20 protein-coding genes are annotated in these 18,746 nt (G+C 65.6%); 13 read left to right on the top strand and 7 right to left on the bottom strand.

Going from position 1 to position 18,746, the window contains the following annotated elements:
• Positions 1–79: 79 nt before the first annotated feature.
• Both LRC39_RS16230 and LRC39_RS16225 read right to left on the bottom strand, forming a co-directional pair.
• A complete protein-coding gene (locus LRC39_RS16230; protein WP_346294956.1) occupies positions 80–1,399 on the bottom strand; it encodes a polysaccharide deacetylase family protein in 1,320 nt (439 codons plus the stop codon).
• A gap of 137 nt (positions 1,400–1,536) precedes the next feature.
• Complete coding sequence (locus LRC39_RS16225) at positions 1,537–2,340, bottom strand: polysaccharide deacetylase family protein (protein WP_164573437.1); 804 nt, start codon at positions 2,338–2,340, stop codon at positions 1,537–1,539.
• 161 nt (positions 2,341–2,501) lie between these two features.
• On the opposite strand from LRC39_RS16225, the gene mgtE reads away from it, so the two are divergent.
• The 4 genes from mgtE to LRC39_RS16205 all read left to right on the top strand — a co-directional run bounded on the left by mgtE (position 2,502) and on the right by LRC39_RS16205 (position 6,090).
• Positions 2,502–3,923 (top strand): magnesium transporter, encoded by a 1,422-nt coding sequence (gene mgtE / locus LRC39_RS16220; RefSeq protein WP_107356077.1) that lies wholly within the window; start codon positions 2,502–2,504, stop codon positions 3,921–3,923.
• Between the two features lie 53 nt (positions 3,924–3,976).
• Complete coding sequence (locus LRC39_RS16215; protein ID WP_346297518.1) at positions 3,977–4,333, top strand: helix-turn-helix domain-containing protein; 357 nt, start codon at positions 3,977–3,979, stop codon at positions 4,331–4,333.
• Between the two features lie 54 nt (positions 4,334–4,387).
• A complete protein-coding gene (locus LRC39_RS16210; RefSeq protein WP_346294955.1) occupies positions 4,388–5,221 on the top strand; it encodes an aldo/keto reductase in 834 nt (277 codons plus the stop codon).
• Between the two features lie 74 nt (positions 5,222–5,295).
• Positions 5,296–6,090, top strand: coding sequence for a YdcF family protein (locus LRC39_RS16205; RefSeq protein WP_346294954.1), 795 nt, complete (start codon positions 5,296–5,298; stop codon positions 6,088–6,090).
• Positions 6,091–6,096: 6 nt separating this feature from the next.
• Here the strand turns inward: LRC39_RS16205 and LRC39_RS16200 are convergent, their stop codons facing one another.
• Entirely contained in the window at positions 6,097–6,381 is a 285-nt protein-coding gene (locus LRC39_RS16200) for a DUF3253 domain-containing protein (protein ID WP_107345010.1), read from the bottom strand.
• Positions 6,382–6,498: 117 nt separating this feature from the next.
• Between LRC39_RS16200 and LRC39_RS16195 the strand changes: the two genes are divergently transcribed.
• The 4 genes from LRC39_RS16195 (at position 6,499) to LRC39_RS16180 (ending at position 9,243) form a co-directional block, all read left to right on the top strand.
• Entirely contained in the window at positions 6,499–7,155 is a 657-nt protein-coding gene (locus LRC39_RS16195) for a glutathione S-transferase family protein (RefSeq protein ID WP_264052615.1), read from the top strand.
• A 213-nt stretch (positions 7,156–7,368) separates the two neighbouring features.
• Positions 7,369–7,560, top strand: a complete 192-nt coding sequence (locus tag LRC39_RS16190; protein WP_107345008.1) for a hypothetical protein — start codon at positions 7,369–7,371, stop codon at positions 7,558–7,560.
• Between the two features lie 178 nt (positions 7,561–7,738).
• The gene (locus LRC39_RS16185) at positions 7,739–8,785 is read left to right on the top strand and encodes a hypothetical protein (protein WP_264052614.1); all 1,047 of its coding nucleotides are present in this window, start codon (positions 7,739–7,741) and stop codon (positions 8,783–8,785) included.
• 38 nt (positions 8,786–8,823) lie between these two features.
• Positions 8,824–9,243, top strand: a complete 420-nt coding sequence (locus tag LRC39_RS16180) for a DUF1489 family protein (protein WP_264052612.1) — start codon at positions 8,824–8,826, stop codon at positions 9,241–9,243.
• Positions 9,244–9,261: 18 nt separating this feature from the next.
• Here the strand turns inward: LRC39_RS16180 and panC are convergent, their stop codons facing one another.
• Together panC and LRC39_RS16170 are read right to left on the bottom strand one after the other, a co-directional pair.
• Positions 9,262–10,113, bottom strand: a complete 852-nt coding sequence (panC, locus tag LRC39_RS16175) for a pantoate--beta-alanine ligase (RefSeq protein ID WP_264052611.1) — start codon at positions 10,111–10,113, stop codon at positions 9,262–9,264.
• 67 nt (positions 10,114–10,180) lie between these two features.
• Positions 10,181–10,315, bottom strand: a complete 135-nt coding sequence (locus LRC39_RS16170) for a hypothetical protein (RefSeq protein ID WP_346294953.1) — start codon at positions 10,313–10,315, stop codon at positions 10,181–10,183.
• A gap of 54 nt (positions 10,316–10,369) precedes the next feature.
• Here LRC39_RS16170 and LRC39_RS16165 point away from each other — a divergent pair, with 54 nt between their 5' ends.
• The 4 genes from LRC39_RS16165 (at position 10,370) to LRC39_RS16150 (ending at position 14,000) form a co-directional block, all read left to right on the top strand.
• On the top strand, positions 10,370–11,293 hold the full coding sequence (locus LRC39_RS16165) for a division plane positioning ATPase MipZ (protein WP_346294952.1): 924 nt from the start codon (positions 10,370–10,372) through the stop codon (positions 11,291–11,293).
• 274 nt (positions 11,294–11,567) lie between these two features.
• Positions 11,568–12,395 (top strand): alpha/beta fold hydrolase, encoded by an 828-nt coding sequence (locus tag LRC39_RS16160; protein ID WP_346294951.1) that lies wholly within the window; start codon positions 11,568–11,570, stop codon positions 12,393–12,395.
• A 77-nt stretch (positions 12,396–12,472) separates the two neighbouring features.
• Positions 12,473–13,216 (top strand): VWA domain-containing protein, encoded by a 744-nt coding sequence (locus tag LRC39_RS16155; protein ID WP_346294950.1) that lies wholly within the window; start codon positions 12,473–12,475, stop codon positions 13,214–13,216.
• Between the two features lie 55 nt (positions 13,217–13,271).
• Entirely contained in the window at positions 13,272–14,000 is a 729-nt protein-coding gene (locus LRC39_RS16150) for a DnaJ domain-containing protein (RefSeq protein ID WP_107345003.1), read from the top strand.
• Positions 14,001–14,295: 295 nt separating this feature from the next.
• Here LRC39_RS16150 and LRC39_RS16145 read toward each other — a convergent pair whose 3' ends face one another.
• Entirely contained in the window at positions 14,296–16,053 is a 1,758-nt protein-coding gene (locus LRC39_RS16145) for a serine hydrolase (RefSeq protein WP_346294949.1), read from the bottom strand.
• 358 nt (positions 16,054–16,411) lie between these two features.
• The gene (locus LRC39_RS16140) at positions 16,412–17,779 is read right to left on the bottom strand and encodes a TadE/TadG family type IV pilus assembly protein (protein WP_346294948.1); all 1,368 of its coding nucleotides are present in this window, start codon (positions 17,777–17,779) and stop codon (positions 16,412–16,414) included.
• A 474-nt stretch (positions 17,780–18,253) separates the two neighbouring features.
• Here LRC39_RS16140 and clpS point away from each other — a divergent pair, with 474 nt between their 5' ends.
• Positions 18,254–18,583, top strand: a complete 330-nt coding sequence (gene clpS / locus LRC39_RS16135) for an ATP-dependent Clp protease adapter ClpS (protein ID WP_041810535.1) — start codon at positions 18,254–18,256, stop codon at positions 18,581–18,583.
• Positions 18,584–18,746: the final 163 nt, after the last annotated feature.

Raw genomic sequence — 18,746 nt, 5'->3', positions numbered from 1 at the left:
CTGCCCCACCTCTGGCGTCGGCAATCTGCCATCAATTTAATGGCAAATTGCCGAGCGGCAAGGGGGCAAGTAACCCGGATCAGTGATTGAGCGGGCGAGGGCGGCTGCCGGTATCGAGCGGGCCGCGCTGCAGGCCTTCGGGGGCGATTCCGACGCTGCCGGCGATCGGGCGAGCGGCGGCGCCGATATCGATCGACATCGTGCGGCCGCTGGCTTCGCGGACGAGGGGCGCCGCTTCGCGGGCGGCCCGATCGGCTTTTACCGGCACCATGGCGCGGATCATCGGGGCGGTCCGTTCGGGAAGCGCGAACAGGCTCGGTGACGGCACCGGCAGGGTGATCAGGCTGTCGGTCGATTCGACCAGGGTCTGCCGCGGCCACGGCGCGTGCTGCGGCGTCGGCACCTGGCCGCGCGCCAGGCGATTCGACCGGATCGGCGCGCTGCCTGGAATCAGGCGGTCGCGATCGAGACCGATGTCGGCGAGTTCGGGGGCCGGCAGCATCTCCGCATTGGCAAACACGAAGTGCGGCACCTTCGGCCAGCGCACCTTCGCCACCGTCTCGGACGCCGGATGCAGCCGCCACTCCTGCGGCTCGGTCGGCGTCTTCGGCAACTCCGGCGTCGCCGCGACCACGTGCACGATCTTGTAGCCGCCTGCCTTCAGCGCCTGGAGGATGCGCGGCAGCGCCGCCACGGTGCGCGGCTGGATGTCATGCAGCAGCAGGATACCCTTACCCTTCGCGGCCAGCCGGCTCATCGCCAGATGAAACACCGTGTCGGGCGAGACGTGACGCCAGTCGTCGGCCGGGAAGTCGGCGCTCCACGCCTGGATGCCGCGGGAGGCGAGGTAGCCTTCAACCGCTTCGGCCCGCAGCAGGCCCGGAATGCGGAAGAACGGCGACAGCGCCGCGCGGTCCCCGTCGAGGGCGGCGAGCGTCGAGGCGATGCCTTCGTCGACCTCCTGCTGGGCCTGCTCCACCGACATCCGGTTGAAGCTCAGCGGATGATTCTGGCTGTGGGTGCCGATGGTATGGCCGGCGTCGCGCAGCTTGCGGACGCCGGCGGGAAACGTTTTCGCCATCCGCCCGACGACGAAGAACGTCGCCTTGACGCAGTCCTTGGCCAGGATGTCGAGAACCTGATTGCTTTCGCGCGGCAGCGGGCCGTCGTCGAAGGTCAGCACCACCTCATGGTCGCGCAGCGGCAGCGTCTCGCCATATTGCATCGTGCCGATGCGCGGATGCTCGCGCGGATCGACGACCAGCGTGCGCGATGTGCCGAGCGCATCGGGATTGCCGGGGCAGCTTGCCGCGCGGGCCTGTTGGGGCGGGAGGGTGAGAGCGGCGGCGACGCAGGCCGCACCAACGAGAGACGAAATTCGCAACGAACGTTCAGACAACAGTGCACCGCCTTCACGCAACCGACAGCGCGGTTCACGACGCCCGAATCCCAACCCGGACCGAAAAATAAAACCGCGTCATGAACGGCTGCTTAACCGTTCAAAGTTCCATGGCGATTCTGGGACGCGGGGCCGGCTCAGCGCGCAGTGCGGCCATGCGTATCCGACGCCACCGCGTGACCGGCTTCGTCAGAGGGCACCACGTGCACGACGCGGTAGTGGTTTTCGCGCAGCCAGCGCAGGAAGGCCGGCATCATCTCGGCAGTCTGCTTGCGCGGATCGTGAAACAGGATGATCCCGCGGCCAGTTGCTGTCAGCCGCTCGGTGATCAGCTTGAGCTGTTCGTCGGGCGTCATCGGATTCCAGTCGCTGGCCCACAGATCGGCGCCGAAAACCGGAATGCCGCGCGCCTGCAGATCATCCAGCAGCGCCGGGGTGGATTCGAAATACGGGAAGCGGAAGAACCGGGTGGTCGCCACCGGAATGCCCTTGGCGCGCATCACTGCTTCGTCGGCCGCGATGCCGCGGTCGATCTCGGTCAGCGCGTCGGCATGGCTCAGTGCCGACAGATGCTGATGGGTGTAGGTGTGATGGCCGATGGTGTGACCGCCGGCCGCGATCCGCCGAACCATGTCTCCCATTTCGGACGCGGGTTTGCCGACCAGGAAGAACGTGGCGCGGACGCATTCGTCGGCGAGCGCCTTCAGCACCGTCGGGGTCGTGGCGGCCGGGCCGTCGTCGAAGGTCAGCACGACTTCGCGATCAGCAAGCGGCAGGGTTTGCGGGAAGCTCTTCAGGCCGACGCGCGGATAGGTCGCCGGATCGACGGTGAGCACCCGCGAGGTGCCGAGCGTGCCGGGGCGGGGGCACTCGGTAGCGTGAGCAGTCCCGCCGAGGGCGGCAAGGGCGACAAAAGCAGCTGCGGTGCGCGCGATGATCACGACACCCTCCGGGTTGGCGGATTGTTGGTGGGTGTCACGAATATCATTGCGCTTTGCTTCACCGATTGGTTATTGCCACGGGCATTCGCGCCGCCGTTCGACAGTGCATCTTGCCCGACGGCGCCCGATTTCTGCAACCAGTAAAACCCGCGGGAGCCCCCATGACCGACGACGTGGATGCGGTCGTGCGGCCCGATCTGGCCGCTCTCGATCCTGTGGCAATGCGGGATGACCATGGCGACCTCCGGGCCGAGTTCGTCGAGGCGGTGTCTCACGCCATCGCCGGCGAGGACGCGGCTTCGCTGCGGGCCGTGGTGTCCGAACTCCACGAGGCCGACCTCGGCGACCTGATCAAGGCGCTGGATTCCGACGAGCGGGTCCGGCTGGTGGAACTGACCGGGGCCGATTTCGACTTCTCCGCGCTCAACGAAGTCGACGAAACCGTCCGCGAAGAGATCCTCGAAGAGCTCGAGCCGGCGACCGTCGCGGAGGGCGTTCGCGAACTGGATTCCGACGACGCCGTCGAGCTTCTCCAGGTGCTCGACGAAGAGGATCAGGATGAGATCCTCGACAAGCTGCCGCCCTCGGAACGCGATGCGCTCGAGCGCAGCCTCGACTATCCGGAAAGCTCCGCCGGCCGGCGGATGCAGACCGATTTCATCGCCGTGCCGCGGGACTGGACCGTCGGCGAAGCGATCGACTTCATGCGCGAGACCGCCGAGCTGCCGGATCGTTTCTACGAGATCTACGTCGTCGACGGCGTCAATCACTGGCAGGGCGCGGTGTCGCTGGATCGGCTGCTGCGCTCGCATCGCAATGTGCCATTGCCTGAACTGGTCGACGAGGACCGCCGCAAGGTGTCGGTGGACGACGATCAGGAGGAGGTCGCCCGGCTGTTCGGCAAGTACAACCTCGTCGCTGCCCCGGTGGTCGACGGCCAGAACCGCTTGGTCGGCGTCATCACCATCGACGACGTCGTCGACGTGATCGAGGAAGAGGCCGACGAAGACCTCAAGGCACTGGGCGGCGTCACCAGCGATGAAGAACTGTCCGACCGGATGTGGACGATCGCGCGCGGCCGGTTCAACTGGCTGCTGGTCAACCTCGCCACCGCGTTCCTGGCGTCCTCGGTGCTCGGCCTGTTCGAGGATCAGCTGCAGCAGATGGTGGCTCTGGCGGTGCTGGCGCCGATCGTCGCCAGCCAGGGCGGCAACGCTGCGACCCAGACCATGACGGTGGCGGTGCGGGCGCTGGCCACCCGCGAACTCGGCGCCTGGAACGCCGTGCGGGTGGTGATGCGCGAGGCGCTGGTCGGCCTGGTCAACGGCGTCGCGTTTGCGCTGATCACCGGCATCGCGGCCTACGCCTGGTTCAGGGTGCCGGGCCTCGGCGTGGTGATCGGGCTGGCGATGATCTGCAATCTGGTCGCCGGTGCGCTAGGTGGCATCCTGATACCGATGGCGCTGGAGAAAATGCGGGCCGACCCGGCCGTCGCCTCAGGCACCTTCGTCACCACCGTCACCGACGTGGTCGGCTTCTTCGCCTTCCTGGGTATCGCAACGCTGTGGTTCGGACTGAAGTAATCCTCTTCACGCGCTGTTAACGCTGTTGGCGGACGATTCCGTCCATGACCCAGATACAGCGGCTGCGGCTGAAAGCGGACGGGCGGATCGTCGAACTGCGCGACGGCGCCGAATTTCCGCTCGCGCCCAGAGTGGCCGAATCCACGGGACGCGGATCAGACCCCGAGCCGAAGGTGCGCGACCTGCGGCTGCGCGCCGGCCTGACCCAGATCGAGTTCGCCGCGCGGCTCGGTGTGCCGGTCGAGACCATCCGAAACTGGGAGCAGGGCAAGCGCAGCCCACGGGGACCTGCGCGTGCGCTGCTGACCGTGATCGCCCATACGCCCGATGTGGTGTTTGCGGCTTTGGCCGGTCGGCGGGAAGAAATTAGTAAGCTCGTCGCAGCGCCAGCGATTGGCAGCGAGTGCTGATCGGTTCATACTACTTCTGATCAGTCTGCGTACCCAAAATGCGGGACGATCGTCATGCAGACCGCCGACGCGCACTTCGTCGAAGCCCATGGGGCGAAGATTCCCCCAATCGGGCTCGGGACCTGGGAACTGAGCGGCCATAGCTGCGCGCGCATCGTCGAGCAGGCGCTCCGCCTCGGCTATCGCCATATCGACACCGCCCAGATCTACGACAACGAGCGCGAGGTCGGTGAGGGCATTCGCAACTCCCACATCCGCCGCGATCAGCTGTTCGTCACCACCAAGGTCTGGACCACGCATTTCGCGCCCAATGACCTCATTCGCTCGGCCAAGGAGAGCCTGGTCAAGCTGCGGCTGTCCGAGGTCGATCTCTTGCTGCTGCACTGGCCGAACGCGCATGTGCCGCTGGCGGAAACCCTCGGCGCTCTGGCGCAGGCCCGCGCGCTTGGCCTGACGCGGCACATCGGCGTTTCGAATTTCACGGTCGCGCTGCTCGCGGAGGCGGTCGCGGTCTGTCCTGCGCCGCTGGTGTGCAATCAGGTCGAGTACCACCCGTTTCTCGAGCAGCAGAAAGTGCTTGCCGCCTGCGCGCTGTACGGCATGGCGCTGGTCGCCTACAGCCCGATCGCCCGCGGCAACGCCAAGAAGAGCGAAGTTCTCACCATGATCGGCACCGTGCACGGCAAGACCGCGGCGCAGGTCTGCCTGCGCTGGCTGATCCAGCAGAACGTCGCGGCAATTCCGCGCAGTTCGCGGCTCGAGCGGCTGGCGCAGAACATCGACGTATTCGACTTCGAATTGTCAGAAGCCGAAATGCAGGAGATCTTCACCCTCGGCAGTTCGAAGGGACGGCTCACCACGATGGCGACCGCCCCGGTGTGGGACTGAGCGCTACCCGCCGTTGACCTCGCTTCCGGAATAACGCACGTCGAAAGAGACGACCTTCAGCGTGCCGGTGACCGATGTTCTTCCTGCTCTCCAAGATCCTCGGCTTCTTCGTCCATCCGTCCAACACGATCGCGATGATCTGTGTGGCGGGCCTGGTGCTCATGCTGACGCGGTGGTGGCGGGCCGGGCGGGCGCTCTTGATCGGCGGCGTCGCGCTGCTGCTGATCGCCGGTTACTCGCCGCTCGGCAACGTGCTGCTGCTATCGCTGTCGGAGCGGTTTCCGCCCTGGCACGAGGCCGGGCGTGCGCCGGATGGCATCATCGTGCTCGGCGGAGCGATCGATTCCGAACTCAGCGCGGCTCGCAACACCCTCGAACTCGACGCCTCGGCCGAACGCGTCCTCGCTACGCTCGATCTGGCGCGGCGCTATCCGAAGGCGCGGATCGTCTACAGCGGCGGCAGCGGCAATCTGATCCAGCGCTCGGTCGCCGAAGCGCCGCTCGCCGGCGAACTGCTGGAGCGGTTCGGTCTGGCGTCGGATCGCGTGGTGCTGGAGGACAAGTCGCGGACGACCGCCGAGAACGCCGCCTATACGCGTGCTCTGGTGGCACCGAAGCCCGGCGAACTCTGGCTGCTGGTGACGTCGGCGTTTCATATGCCGCGGTCGATCATCGCATTCCGCGCTGCCGGATTCGACGTCGTGCCGTATCCGGTCGATTGGCGAACGCGCGGCAGCGAGGATGCGGCCCGCACGTTCTCGACACTGGCGGCGGGGCTCGCACGCACCGACGTCGCCGTGCATGAATGGGCGGGGCTGCTCGCCTATCGGCTCGGCGGCAAAACCACGTCGCTGCTGCCGGCGCCGTAAGCGCACTCAGTCGTGGCGCGGCAGGCCGAGCCGGTACACGCCGCGGAAGTCGTTCGGGTCCGCCGGCTTGCCCTTGCGGTAGATCACCAGCCGGCCGTCCAGCGCCAGCGCCACGGCGGCGCGCCGGATCGGCATCAGCAGGCCGTGCCAGTCACCTTCGGGGCGAAGCGCATGAGCGATCTCCGGCGCGCTGAGCGTGCCGTGGCCGGCTTTGTTCAGCACGGCGAGGATGTCGTCTTCGAGGGCGGAGACAGGCGAGGCGGGGGCAGGCGCCGAATCGTGAGGGGTCATGGCAATGCAGTGCCGCAACGGCCGGCGCGCCGCAACCTCGACCGATTGACAGTCGCAGCGGCCGTGGATTGATTGCCGAGGGACGCATCGCTGCGGGGATGAAGGGAGTTTTCGGCCATGGCGCGGACGCTGGTGATCGGCAACAAGAACTACTCGTCATGGTCGATGCGGCCGTGGATCGCGCTGAAGGCCACCGGCGTCACATTCGATGAGGTGGTGATCCCGCTCTACACCGGCGACGCCGACAAGCGCCGCATCCTCGCCTTCACGCCCGCCGGCAAGGTGCCGGTGCTGGTCGACGGTGACGTCACGATCTGGGATTCCCTGGCGATCATCGAATACGCCGCCGAGCGCTTTCCCAAGGCCCAGCTCTGGCCCGACGATGTCGCCGCGCGGGCTCACGCACGGTCGGTGGCGGCCGAAATGCACTCCGGCTTCGCCGCGCTGCGCAACGAGTGCGGTATGAACATCCATCGGCCGGTCGGTGCCAAGCCGCTGTCGGATGCGGCGCGCGCCGACATCGCCCGGGTCCAGGAGATCTGGACCGACTGCCGCAACCGCTACGGCCGTTTCGGGCCGTATCTGTTCGGCCGCTTCAGCGGCGTCGACGCGATGTTCGCGCCCGTGGTGCACCGGTTTCGCACCTATGCGGTCGAGCTCGACCCGATCGCGCAGGGCTACATGGAGGTGATGATGGCGCTGCCGGCATTCCAGGAATGGACTCAGGCGGCCCTGGCCGAGACCTGGATCATCGACAAATTCGAGACCGATTGAGCTGCGGAAGGGGATTCATTCCCAAGCCCCCTCGGTTCCCGGCCTTCGGGCGCCTAGATCGCTGAAAAACAAGCAAAATCGGGGCGCCAGCCATGCGTGATTCACTGGCCAGGAGAGCGTCTTGCGTGCTATAAGCGCGCGGGGTTTGGGGGGAGCCGATCACACCCGGCAACAGGGATCGGATCGGTATTCAAGTGGCGCAGGAGTTGAGCGTTGAAGCACAAGTTCGTGGTAGGTGAATCCGTCTATTTTACCGCCAGCAACGTTGCCCGTCCGGCAGCCAGCGGCATGTACGAAATCGTCCGTCTGCTCCCGACCGATGGGTCTGATTGCCAGTACCGTATCAAGAATATCTCCGAGGCGTTCGAACGAGTCGCCAAGGAGAGCCAGCTCAGCATCTGCTGAGCCCCGCATCGTCTTTCTTCCAAAGACATAACAGCCTCTGAGATCATCATCGCTGTCCTGACGTCCCTCCGGGGGCAGGGGACAGCGATCTCGGGGCCGCGTTTGGCCAAGTCTTGCGCCCATTTTGGTCGTAAAGCCGGTGTTGACTCGCCGGATCGGCGCTCAGGGGACAACGCGCATGGATTGGGCTGCTTGGTCGACTTGGCTCGACCAGATTCTGCATTCACCAAATTTTCCGATGTGGGCCACCGTCGCGGTTGCGGCATTCGTGGCGCTGTTGGTGCTGGTCACGTTGCTGCGGGCTGACAAGTCGGTCGCTAACGGCGCGCTGGTGGCGATCACGATCGGGGCGATCGGGCTGGCGGGCTATTCGGCATTTCGGGGCTTTGGCAGCTCGGGGGGTGGACAAGCCGCGGGGGAGGCGCGCGATCCGATCGCCAAGGCGATGCCGGCACTGGCCTGCGTCGACGACCTGGCCGGCGATATGGTTCTGGCAGCCTGCGAGAAGGCGCTGTTCAGTTCGCCCGAGACCGTCGCGGCCGCGGTGTCCTATGCGTCGGCCCGGCTGGCACGGCTCACCGCCCTCGGTGACGTCGCCGCCGCCGACAAGCAGATGACGCCGGAGCTGGCCCGGCTGCGCCGCGCGATCGAGCGCGACCGCTATGGCCTGATTGCCTATGTGCTGTCGTCGCAGGACCGCTGCCAGCCGACCGACTGCGCGGCATTCCGGTCGCTCACCGATTCCAGCCGGATTGCGGCGAATATCGGCGACCATCTCTACGAGACCACCCTGACCCGTTACGCCCCGAGCTGGGGCGGCCTGCCGATGACCGCGGCGGGCGCAGGGCAGGTCCCGGCGGCTCCTGCTGGGGCTGCGCTCCCGGTGCCGGGCGCCACGCCGGCGCTCGCCGGCGTCACCGAAGCGCCGAGCGGCAAGCCGACCGATATCGACTTCCCAACCTCGGCCTCAATTCCGCCCGTCAGTATCATGACGGAGCCCGCGCCGGCCAAGCCGGCGGCGGCTGCCGCCACCAACGCCAAGAGCGCCCCGGCGGCCAAGAAGCCCCCGGCGCCGCCGGCTGCGGCCCAGGCGTCGGCCACCCACAATGCTGCCGGTGCGGCTGCCGCCAATCCTCCGCCCGCCAAGAGGCCGCCCGCTCCACCGAAACCGAAGCCGCCTGCGCCGGTCCAGCTTGCGCCGGAAGAGGCTCCCGCGGAAAACTGAGCGGCGGCATTCTTCAGGAAGCGAGACAGACGACCTCGATGGCTCTGCATTTGATCAAGCTCGCGGTGGGCTGCGAGTCGGTGAAGGATCTGACCGAGCGGGTGGCGGAGCGCGCCAGATCGGGTGGGCGGCATATCCACATCACCCGCATGGTGCCGAAGCGCGATGCGGAGCTGCTCGACGGCGGCTCGCTGTATTGGGTGATCCGCGGTGAGATCGCGGCGCGTGAAAAGCTGATCGCGATCGAGCCGTTTCGCGATGGCGACGGCATCAGCCGCTGCCGTCTGGTGCTGGAGCCGGAGGTGCTCCCGGTCAGCCCGCGGCCGATGCGGCCGTTCCAGGGCTGGCGCTATCTCACCGCAGCGGACGCGCCGGCGGACCTCGGCAAGGCCGCCGAGGGGATCGCGGCGATGCCGGAAGCGATGCGCCGCGAGCTGCGCGAACTCGGGCTGCTGTAGGCGTAGGGCCCCTGTGCCTTACACCGCGATATTATCGATCAGCCGGGTCTTGCCGAGCTTGGCAGCGACCAGCAGCCGGATCGGACCTTCCTTGGCGGATTTGATCGGCGCCAGCGTCTCGGCGTGGCGCGCCTCCAGGTAGTCGAGCACGAAGCCGGCTTCGGTGATCAACTCGGCGCCCGCAGTCAGCGACGACTCGATGCTCTTGCCCGCCTTGATCCGCTTCGCGACCTCTTTCATCGCCCGATACAGCGTCGGCGCAACCGCGCGCTCCTCAGCCGACAGGTAGACGTTACGGGACGACATCGCGAGGCCGTCGCGCTCGCGAACCGTCGGTGCGCCGATCACCTTGACGCCGAGGTCGAGATCGGCGGCCATCCGCGTCACCACGCGGAGCTGCTGGAAGTCCTTCGAGCCGAAGATCGCGACGTCCGGCCGGCACTGGATGAACAGCTTGCCGACCACGGTGGTGACGCCGCCGAAGAAGTGCGGGCGGAAGCGGTCTTCAAGGCCGGCGACGGCGGGGCCTTCGGTGGAGATCTTGGAGGCGAAGCCGTCCGGGTACATCACCTTGACATCGGGGTTCCAGATCAGGTCGACGTTCTCGCCCGCGAGCTTGGAGGCATCAGCCTTGAAGGTTCGCGGATACGAGCCGAAGTCCTCGTGCGGGGCGAACTGCGTCGGGTTCACGAACACTGAGACGACCACCTTGTCGGCGCGCCGCTTTGCCAGGCGAACCAGCGACAGGTGCCCGTCGTGCAACGCCCCCATGGTCGGCACCAACGCCACGCTGGCGTTACGCTTGCGCAGCTCGGCGAGCGCGCGACGAAGGGCGGGGAGAGTGCGGGCGACAACGGGAGGACGGGACATCGAAGGCTCGATCGCGGTCAGCGGAGACAAGCCGCTCCAGGCGGCGGCGGAAAGGAATCCGATCTTATCAAGCCGCGGCGCTGACCGCCACCAGGGCGGCCTGCTGCGGAGGCAGCACGTTAAGCTTGATCGTGACCATCAGGCGCGCCGCGGATTCATGATGAAGCGCGAAGCCGCTTCCGTCGCGGCCCGTCTTACGCAATTTGCTTGACCCTCGACATGGCCGATTTGAAGATCGGCGACGAAAGGGAGATCGATGCTGATTGAGGCCCCCGAAAGTCAGTCCGGCTCGGCGCGCGTGATCGTGCTCGGCAACGAGAAGGGCGGCTCCGGAAAATCGACGCTGGCGCTGCACATCGCGGTGGCGCTGCTGAAGGCTGGTCAGCGGGTCGCGACGATCGATCTCGATTGCCGGCAGCGCAGCTTCACCCGCTACATCGCCAATCGCCAGGCTTGGTCGCAGCACGCGCAGCTCGATCTCGAACTGCCGGACCATTGCTGCCTGACCCTCGGCGAGACCATGCAGGTCGCCGACAATGAAGCGGCTGAGTTTCAGCAATTCGCCGACGCCGTCGCAGCCGTCGAACACGATCACGACTTCATCGTGATCGATACACCGGGCTCGGATAGTTATCTGATGCGGCTGGCGCATTCGATGGCCGATACGCTGGTCACGCCGATCAACGACAGCTTTCTCGATTTCGATGTTCTCGGCGGTGTCGACCCAACGACCTTCGAAGTCACCGGTACGAGTCACTACGCGGAGATGGTGATCGATGCGCGGCGCCGGCGCCGCCAGCTCGACGGCTCGGACACTGACTGGATCGTGGTGCGGAATCGTCTGTCGACGATCGGATCGCGAAATAACCAGATGGTCGCCGCCGGCCTGAAAGAGCTGGCGATGCGGATCGGCTTTCGGCCGCTCGATGGCTTTGCCGAACGGGTGGTGTATCGCGAGTTCTTTCCGCGCGGCCTGACGGCGCTCGACAACCTCGATGCCGCGACGCTCGGTACGCGTCCGAGCATGGGGCACGTCACCGCGCGCGAGGAGGTCACTGATCTGCTGCGGCGGCTGAAGCTGCCGCTCGACGAGCGCGGTCGCCGCCGTGCCGCCAACCGCGCCGAGTGGTTCGCTCAGGCCGGGACGCCGCTCGAACTGCACGACATCGTCGGCGTGTAGTTCAAATTTTACCCAATCTTCTTCATTCTTTGGTCGGACATCAAAGCGGCGTGCGCAGTCATCCGATGTCGCTGCCGCACCCTCCTGAGAAATTTCGAATTCGTACAACCCGTTGAACGGCGAAAACTATTCCGATCGGCCGCGGCTTTGTGCAGTTGCACAAGGAGGGGGCGCAGATCCGCTAATCTTTGATCTTCCTGTCATATGACTGTGATTTATAGTCGTATGGTCGATCATCCTGGGCATGGGGCTGCTGATCGACTCAGGATGGATGATGACCCGCGGAATCACAGTTCTGCTGGCGCTGTGCCTCGTCTCGGCCGTCGCTTACTTCACCGCCTCGAAATGGGCGATCCGGCATCAGACGCTGACGTTCTACGATGCTTCGCGTCAGCGACCGGTCGAGATCGACATCGCAGTTCGCCGTGACAAGGAGATGCAGGCCGAAGGCGGCCTCGCAGAGCTCCCGGTTGCGGTGCTCAATCACGGTAACACCGTGAAATTCACCGAGTACTCGTTCCTCGCCAATCTGTTCGCCGCTCGCGGTTATCTGGCGATCAGCATTCAGCACGATCTGCCGATTGACGGGCCGCTGGTGACAAAAGTCGGCGAGCCTTACGTCGGCCGACTGCCTGTGTATGAGAAAGGCGTCGCCAATATCGATTTCGCTGTCGCACAGCTGAAGACCGTTCTGCCGAATGCCGATTATCGCCACCTCACCATGGTCGGGCATTCCAACGGCGGCGATATTTCGATGTACTACGCCCATCTGCATCCCGAGCTGATCCGGCGGGTGGTGACACTGGATAACCTGCGGGTGCCGTTCATGATCGACGGCAAATTCAAGACGTTGACGTTCCGGTCCGAAGACCCGGTGTTCAAGACTGACCCCGGCGTGGTGCCGGCGCAGGAGGTCTGCGACAAGGCCGGCATCACGGTGGTCAACACCCAGTTTCAGCACACCGAGATGAGCGATCGCGGGCCGACGAGCGTCAAGAATGCGATTGCGGAGTCGCTCGATCGCTTCCTCGACGATGGCACCGCATCGATCAAGCCGAAGCCGGTGCCGCGCGGCCCGAGCGCGGTGGCCTCGGCCAAATAGGGAAGCCACCGCTGGCGGGCGTTGACGCCTCATCCCGCCGTCTCCACATAGGTCTCGCTGTTCCAGAGCGAGCCCTGATGTCCCGCGAGCCGACCTCAATTCCACCCCAGACAACCGTCCGCGACAACGGCACGGCGACGCCTGCGCCGTCGTCGTCCGCGGAGATTGCCGCCTTCGTCGCGAAGGCGCGCGCGATGGCACCGAATGCCGCTGGGGCCCGCGGCCGCCTGGTGTTCGCACTCGATGCCACGATGAGCCGGCAGCCGACCTGGGACATGGCCTGCGCGCTGCAGGCCGACATGTTCCGTGAGGCAGAGGCGATCGGCAGTCTCGATATTCGCCTGGTGTACTACCGCGGTCTCAACGAATGCCGGGCCTCGACCTGGATCTCATCGAGCGCCGAGCTGGCGCGGCTGATGGGCAAGATCGATTGCCGCGGCGGGCATACCCAGATCGGCCGCGTGCTAGCCGATGCCCGCAAGGAGGCGATCGCCGCCGGGGTCCGTGCCATCGTGTTCGTCGGCGACGCCATGGAAGAGCAGGCCGACGATCTCTGCGCCAAGGCGGGCGAGCTCGGCATGCTCAACGTCCCGGTGTTCGTGTTTCAGGAGGGCGTCGATCCGGTCGCCGAGCAGACGTTTCGCGAGATCGCGCGGCTGAGCGGCGGGGCGTGGTGTCGCTTCGATCCAGGCGCTGCGGCGCAGCTCCGTGAACTGCTGCGCGCCGCGGCTGCGTATGCGGCCGGCGGACGGGAAGCGCTGCAGCGGCTGGCCGCGAGCGGCGGCGGCGGCGCGGCGCTGCTGCTCGGGCAGATGCGATAGCCGCGCGCGATCCGGCGGCGGTGCTTTTTCTGCCCGACCAACTTATATTCCGGCCATGCCTACGTTGATTGCCGGCGCTATCGCCGTTTTCGTGCTCTACACGCTGCTGCAGATGTTCCGGTCGGCCAACCCGGCGGTGCTGGCGCGGGCGCTGAAAATTGCCGGCGGGATCGTCACCCTGGCGGCTGCCCTGTTTACTGGCGTCAAAGGCGAGCTCGCGGTCGCAATCCCGCTCGGCCTGTTCGGCGCCGGGCTGCTCGGCTGGACGCCGCTGCAGAATGCCGGCTTCGGCAATCTCGGCGGGTTGTTCGGAGGCCTCGGCGGGCGCTCGCGGGGACAGGCCTCGACGGTGCGGTCGCAGTATCTGGAAATGGTGCTGGACCACGACAGCGGTTCGATGACCGGGCGGATCCTGGCCGGCCCCAATGCCGGCCGCTCGCTCGACGAATTCGACCTCGGCCAGCTCGCAGCGATGCTGGCCGGCTTCGATGCCGAGAGCTGTGCGCTACTTGAAAGCTATCTGGACCGCCGGTTTCCCGCTTGGCGTCAGAACGCGCATGGAGATGCGGCAGGGGGGCAGCGTAGCCAGGCGTCGGGCAGCAAAATGACGACCGAGGAAGCCTATGAGATCCTTGGCCTGCAGCCGGGAGCGGGGCCGGACGAGATCGGACGCGCCCACCGCACCCTCATGAAGAAATTGCATCCCGACCAAGGGGGGTCGACGTACCTTGCCGCCCGGGTAAACGCGGCCAAGGATACCTTGCTTCGAACGCATCGCAGCTAACTCCAGCAACGCAACTTTACGCTACAGACTGCGAGTGCCCTGATCCCGAATTGACGCCTCGGGTTGCCCGCCGCTTCGGCGTGGCTGTTGATTCAACTTTTATCGATCAATCCTTGACGAGTGGTTTCGCCATGTTCCCGTTGCGCGAGATCGTGCGGGTTCGAGGCCGGGCATGACCTGGGAGAGCGGGGCTCCGCATCTTCCGCCAAGTCTCCAGCGGCGCTGTGACGCCAAATGAAAAACGCGGCCGGGAGGGCCCGGCCGCGTTCGTTCTCGTTCGAGATCTTGGGAAAGATCAGTTCTTGATGGTGAAGCAGGAGATGTCGGAGCGCTTCAGCTTGCGGCACACCGCTTCGGCTTCATCACGTTCCAGTCCGGCAAAGCGGGCGCGATACAGCTTGCGGTCGCCCCGGGTGGTAACGGTTTCGGTGAACGGATCAGCCTTGCCGAGCAAGCCGCTGGCGCGTTCGCGGGCGGCATCGAGGCGCTTGCGGGCTTCCGGTTCGCTCTCCAGCGCGCCGACCTGAATGATCCAGCCGCTGTGGGCGACAGTCTTGATCGCGCCGTTCTGCTGAACCGCCGGAGCCGCCGGGGTCGGAGCCGCCGGGGCGGGGTCGGCATAGGCCATCGCCTGCGAGTGCTTCGGCGCCATGTTGCCGGGCAGCACGCCGAGGATGCCCTGGCCGGTGCCGTGGCCGGCCGGCTGCTGGATCGCTTCGGGGCGGGCTTCGACACGGGCGACCGCGGCGTTGGAAGTTTCGGCCGGATCCTGGCGGGGCGACGGGATGGCGTTGGTGACGGGAGGGGCGGCGACGGCGGAAGCGAGCTTGATCGGGGCGGATTTGACCTGGACGGTCTTGACCCGGACCGGCTTCATCGGCTCGGCCGAGCCGGGAATGATCTGCAGCGGCTTGGATTCCAGGCTGCCGCTGTTGAACGGGCCGGGCTCCGGCTTGGCTTCCGCTTTCGGCTCAGGCGCAGCGACCGAGCGGGTCATCGGCGCGGCGGGGCGGGGGACCGGGACAACGGCGGCTTCCGGGGCGGCGGAGGCGACCTGAACGGCGCCCTGCACCTGAACCGCCGGCGCCGGACGGGTATCCTCGGCGACCTCGGTCTCGTCCGAGCCGGGCGAGCGCTCGCTGATGGCGGCAACGGTGCGGCGAGTCGCGCCCTTTTCCAGATTCTCGGCCAGCAGGTTGCGCATGATGGCGTCACGCGAGCCGCCGCTGCGTCCGCCGAGCACGACGCCGACCAGGAAGCGGTTGCCGCGGTGCATCGAGGTGACGAGGTTGAAGCCGGAGGCGCGGGTGTAGCCGGTCTTGATGCCGTCGACGCCTTCGACATTGCCGAGCAGCCGATTGTGATTGCGGATGGCGTGGCCGCGATAGTTGAAGACGGAGGTCGCAAAGTAGCGGTAGTAGCGCGGGAAGCGGTCCTGGATCGCGCGGCCGAGGATCGACTGGTCCCGCGCGGTGGTGACCTGCTCGTCGTTCGGCAGGCCGGAGGCGTTACGGTACACGGTGCGCGACATGCCGAGCGCCCGCGCCTTGCGGGTCATCAGCTTGGCGAAGTCGGACTCGCTGCCGCCGACGGTCTCGGCGATCACCACGGCGGCGTCGTTGGCCGAGCGCGTCACCAGGCCCTTGATGGCGTCTTCGACCCGCAGCGTCGAGCCGGGGCGCAAGCCGAGCTTGGTCGGTGCCTGCTCGGAGGCGTGCTCGGAAACTTCCATCTCGCTGTCGAGGCTGAGCTTGCCCTGTTCGAGCTTCTCGAACAGCAGGTACAGCGTCATGATCTTGGTCAACGACGCCGGATGACGCAGGCTGTCGGGGTTGGTGGCGGTGAGTACCGCACCGGTGTTGCCGTCGACGATGATCGAGGCGAAGGCGGGGTTGTAGCTGATGCGCTCGACGTGATGGCGGGCGTGATGGTGACGATGCCGCTTCCGGGCGTCGGCTGTGTCGGTTGTAAAGATCACCGCGGCTGAGATCGTCGCCAAGCCGAGCACGCAAACTCGCAGCGCGCGCGAGCTGAAGGAAATATTGCGGTGCATGAACGTCCCCGTCCGATCTTTCATCATTCACCGGGCCGTGAGGCAAAATTAAGCCCGTGCGGTCCGGTGACGTTGGAATCCAGCGTTGGAATCACTCGCTTGCCCGGCACCAGCGGCAGCTCCCGATCGATCGGGTAAGCGGCTGAATTGACGCGGCTTTTCGTGGCGAGCGCAAATGTTTAGGGATTCAGGTTAGGAGCGGGCGGTTTCGAAAAGGTTAAGCATCTGTTGCGTTGATGCCGAGGATTCGCCGGATTGGTGTCGCAGTGCAGCATATTCCGCCACCCCGGGCTCGGCTCGGAGTGGTGGCTGGATGATGCCGGCTCGGGATGAGCGGGCGGGCCGGATCGGCCGCGGCTTACTTGGCGACGCGGAGCTTGGAGAGCGAGGAGCCGATCTGGGCGAAAGCGGTCCCGATGCCGCTAGACGTCGTGGTCGAAAAGAAACTGCCGCTGTCTGCGCAGTATTTCAGTACCGACGACTCTGGGTCGCCATCGGTGTTCACCTGGATCGTGTAAATTAGGACCGGGTTGGTGTTGGTCGCGGAGGCGCGGATGTTGTCGCACAAGATGCGCTGACGTGCGTCGACCTGAGGCGACCAATCGCGGCCGTTGCCATACCAGCGGTCGATCGTGTTCAAACCATCCGACAGCAGAATGATCGCATCGGTGTATTTGTAGTTGGAGTCTTTCGCCGGGGTGTTGAGCGGATCTCCGGTGCGCAGTGACATCCAGGCCCAGTGCATGCCGATTGCTTGGTTGGTGCCGCCGTTCGGCGAAAGTGCGTCGATCTTGTTCTTGATCGTGGTCGCATTCGACAATGAGTAGGCCGACGTCATTCCCAGCAGTTGCTCGGGGCAGGCGGCGTAATCGACGGCCGGAAATCGAGTGGCGAAACTCGTCGGCACATCCTTTGTGGTGTCAGCAGGCTGATCGCGATCGGTCACGCAGCCGCCCCACTGGTTGTGACTCGTCGCGTTCCAGGTGCGGCCGGCATTTTCGCAGCTGGATTTGGTCGAGTACCACCAAGAGCTACAGCTGCCGTTGCTTTCGTCCCAAAGGTCCCATCTGATCCAGCTCGCGTTCCGATTGCTGCTGCCGACGTTGACCATCTGTGCGAACGGCACCACCGAGATGTAGATGTCATCGGCGGTTTGGGCGGTTGCGCGGAGGCTGTCGACCAGATTCTTCGCTGCCGTCTTCATGGCTGACATCTTGCCGGCCGATGCCATCGATCCGGTGACGTCGAGCGCCATCGCGACGCGGAGGCGGGTTCCGCCCCAGGTCGTGGTCGTCGACGATCCGATCGCCAGCGTTTGGAAGCCGAGGATCTTCATGAACTGAGTTGGGACGGAGCCTTGTCCGCTCATCTCGATGGTGGACGAGCCGGAGCTGTCTTTCGCCGTATAGGTCGCGGTCACGGTCACGGCGCCGGACTCTTTGTTGGTGTAGAGGCTGTTGAAGTAAGTCTGCGCCTTGCTCGACACCTGGTCGGGGGTGATGGCGCCGACGCCGAGATCGCGCGACAGCATCAGGGCGGCCGAATCGAGCGCGTTTTGCAGCGAGGTGCGGGCGTTATTGGCGCGCGAATAGTCCACAGCCATGCCGATGAAGCCGAGCAGCGGCACCAGCGCCAGGGCGAAGATCACTGCGATATTGCCCCCGTTCGCCTGCGGGAAGCGGCGCGCCGCGCGCGTCAGTTGGGCGGCAAGGGAAATCATGGACATATCGGCACCGATCCTGGCTCTTCGCGGGGCAAGATCGGGCGGTATGGATAAACGCCGCGTAAAATGAATCTCAGAAACTCGCTAAACTGCGCCATAAATGCCGCGAAGCCGGGCGGTTTGCTTGCTGGTCCGTCACCGCGATGGGCCGGATTTGCCGGTTTCTTCTAACGCCCGGTTAACCCTGCGGCCTCCAACGGCGACGCTTGGCCTGCGCCCAGGCTAGGGGTGTGCCTCCGGGATTTCCGCGCTTGCAGCAAAACCGCACTCGACCCATATTTACCGTATTCCGCCGCTGCGTCGTGCCGGGAGCCGCTGCGCTGTGGGCGTGGTCGGCATTTGCGCGCTGACCGCAGGTCGCGGTTCCGGCGTCTGGGAAGTTCCCTGGGGATTTAAATACCGAAAGCCATGCTGCAACCTTCTCTAAGCCACCCCGCTGCCGGCCCTGCCGGCGACCGAATGAGCCGGCCGCGCGCGATGGCAGGCGACGGGGGCCGTTCCGGCCCGAGCACTCCGTCGACCTCGGTCATCACCAAGACCAAGCCGCGCACCAAGCGCCCCAATCTCTATCGTGTGCTGATCCTGAACGACGACTACACGCCGATGGAGTTCGTGGTTCATGTGCTGGAGAAGTTCTTCCAGATGGACGTCGAGGCCGCCACCAAGGTGATGCTGCACGTCCACCATCACGGCATCGGGGAGTGCGGCGTTTTCACCTACGAGATCGCCGAGACCAAAGTGACGCAGGTGATGGATTTCGCCCGCAAGCATCAACATCCTCTTCAGTGCGTCATGGAGAAAAAATAGCAGCGGGCGTGTCGCCAAACTCGGAACAGGTTTTGCATTGGTCCAAGCTGGCGGGTTTTCCCGGGCTTGCTGGGTGGACGGACTGATACGGAACCAGTCTTTCGCGATCAGGTTTGGACACTATATCTGGAAAGGTTGTTGTTGCGTCACGGTGCAGCGGCGA

Source organism: Rhodopseudomonas sp. P1 (assembly GCF_039642825.1).
Taxonomy (GTDB): domain Bacteria; phylum Pseudomonadota; class Alphaproteobacteria; order Rhizobiales; family Xanthobacteraceae; genus Rhodopseudomonas; species Rhodopseudomonas palustris_H.
Note: the sequence above shows the minus strand (reverse complement) of the source record. Positions and strands in the feature narration are given on the sequence as shown.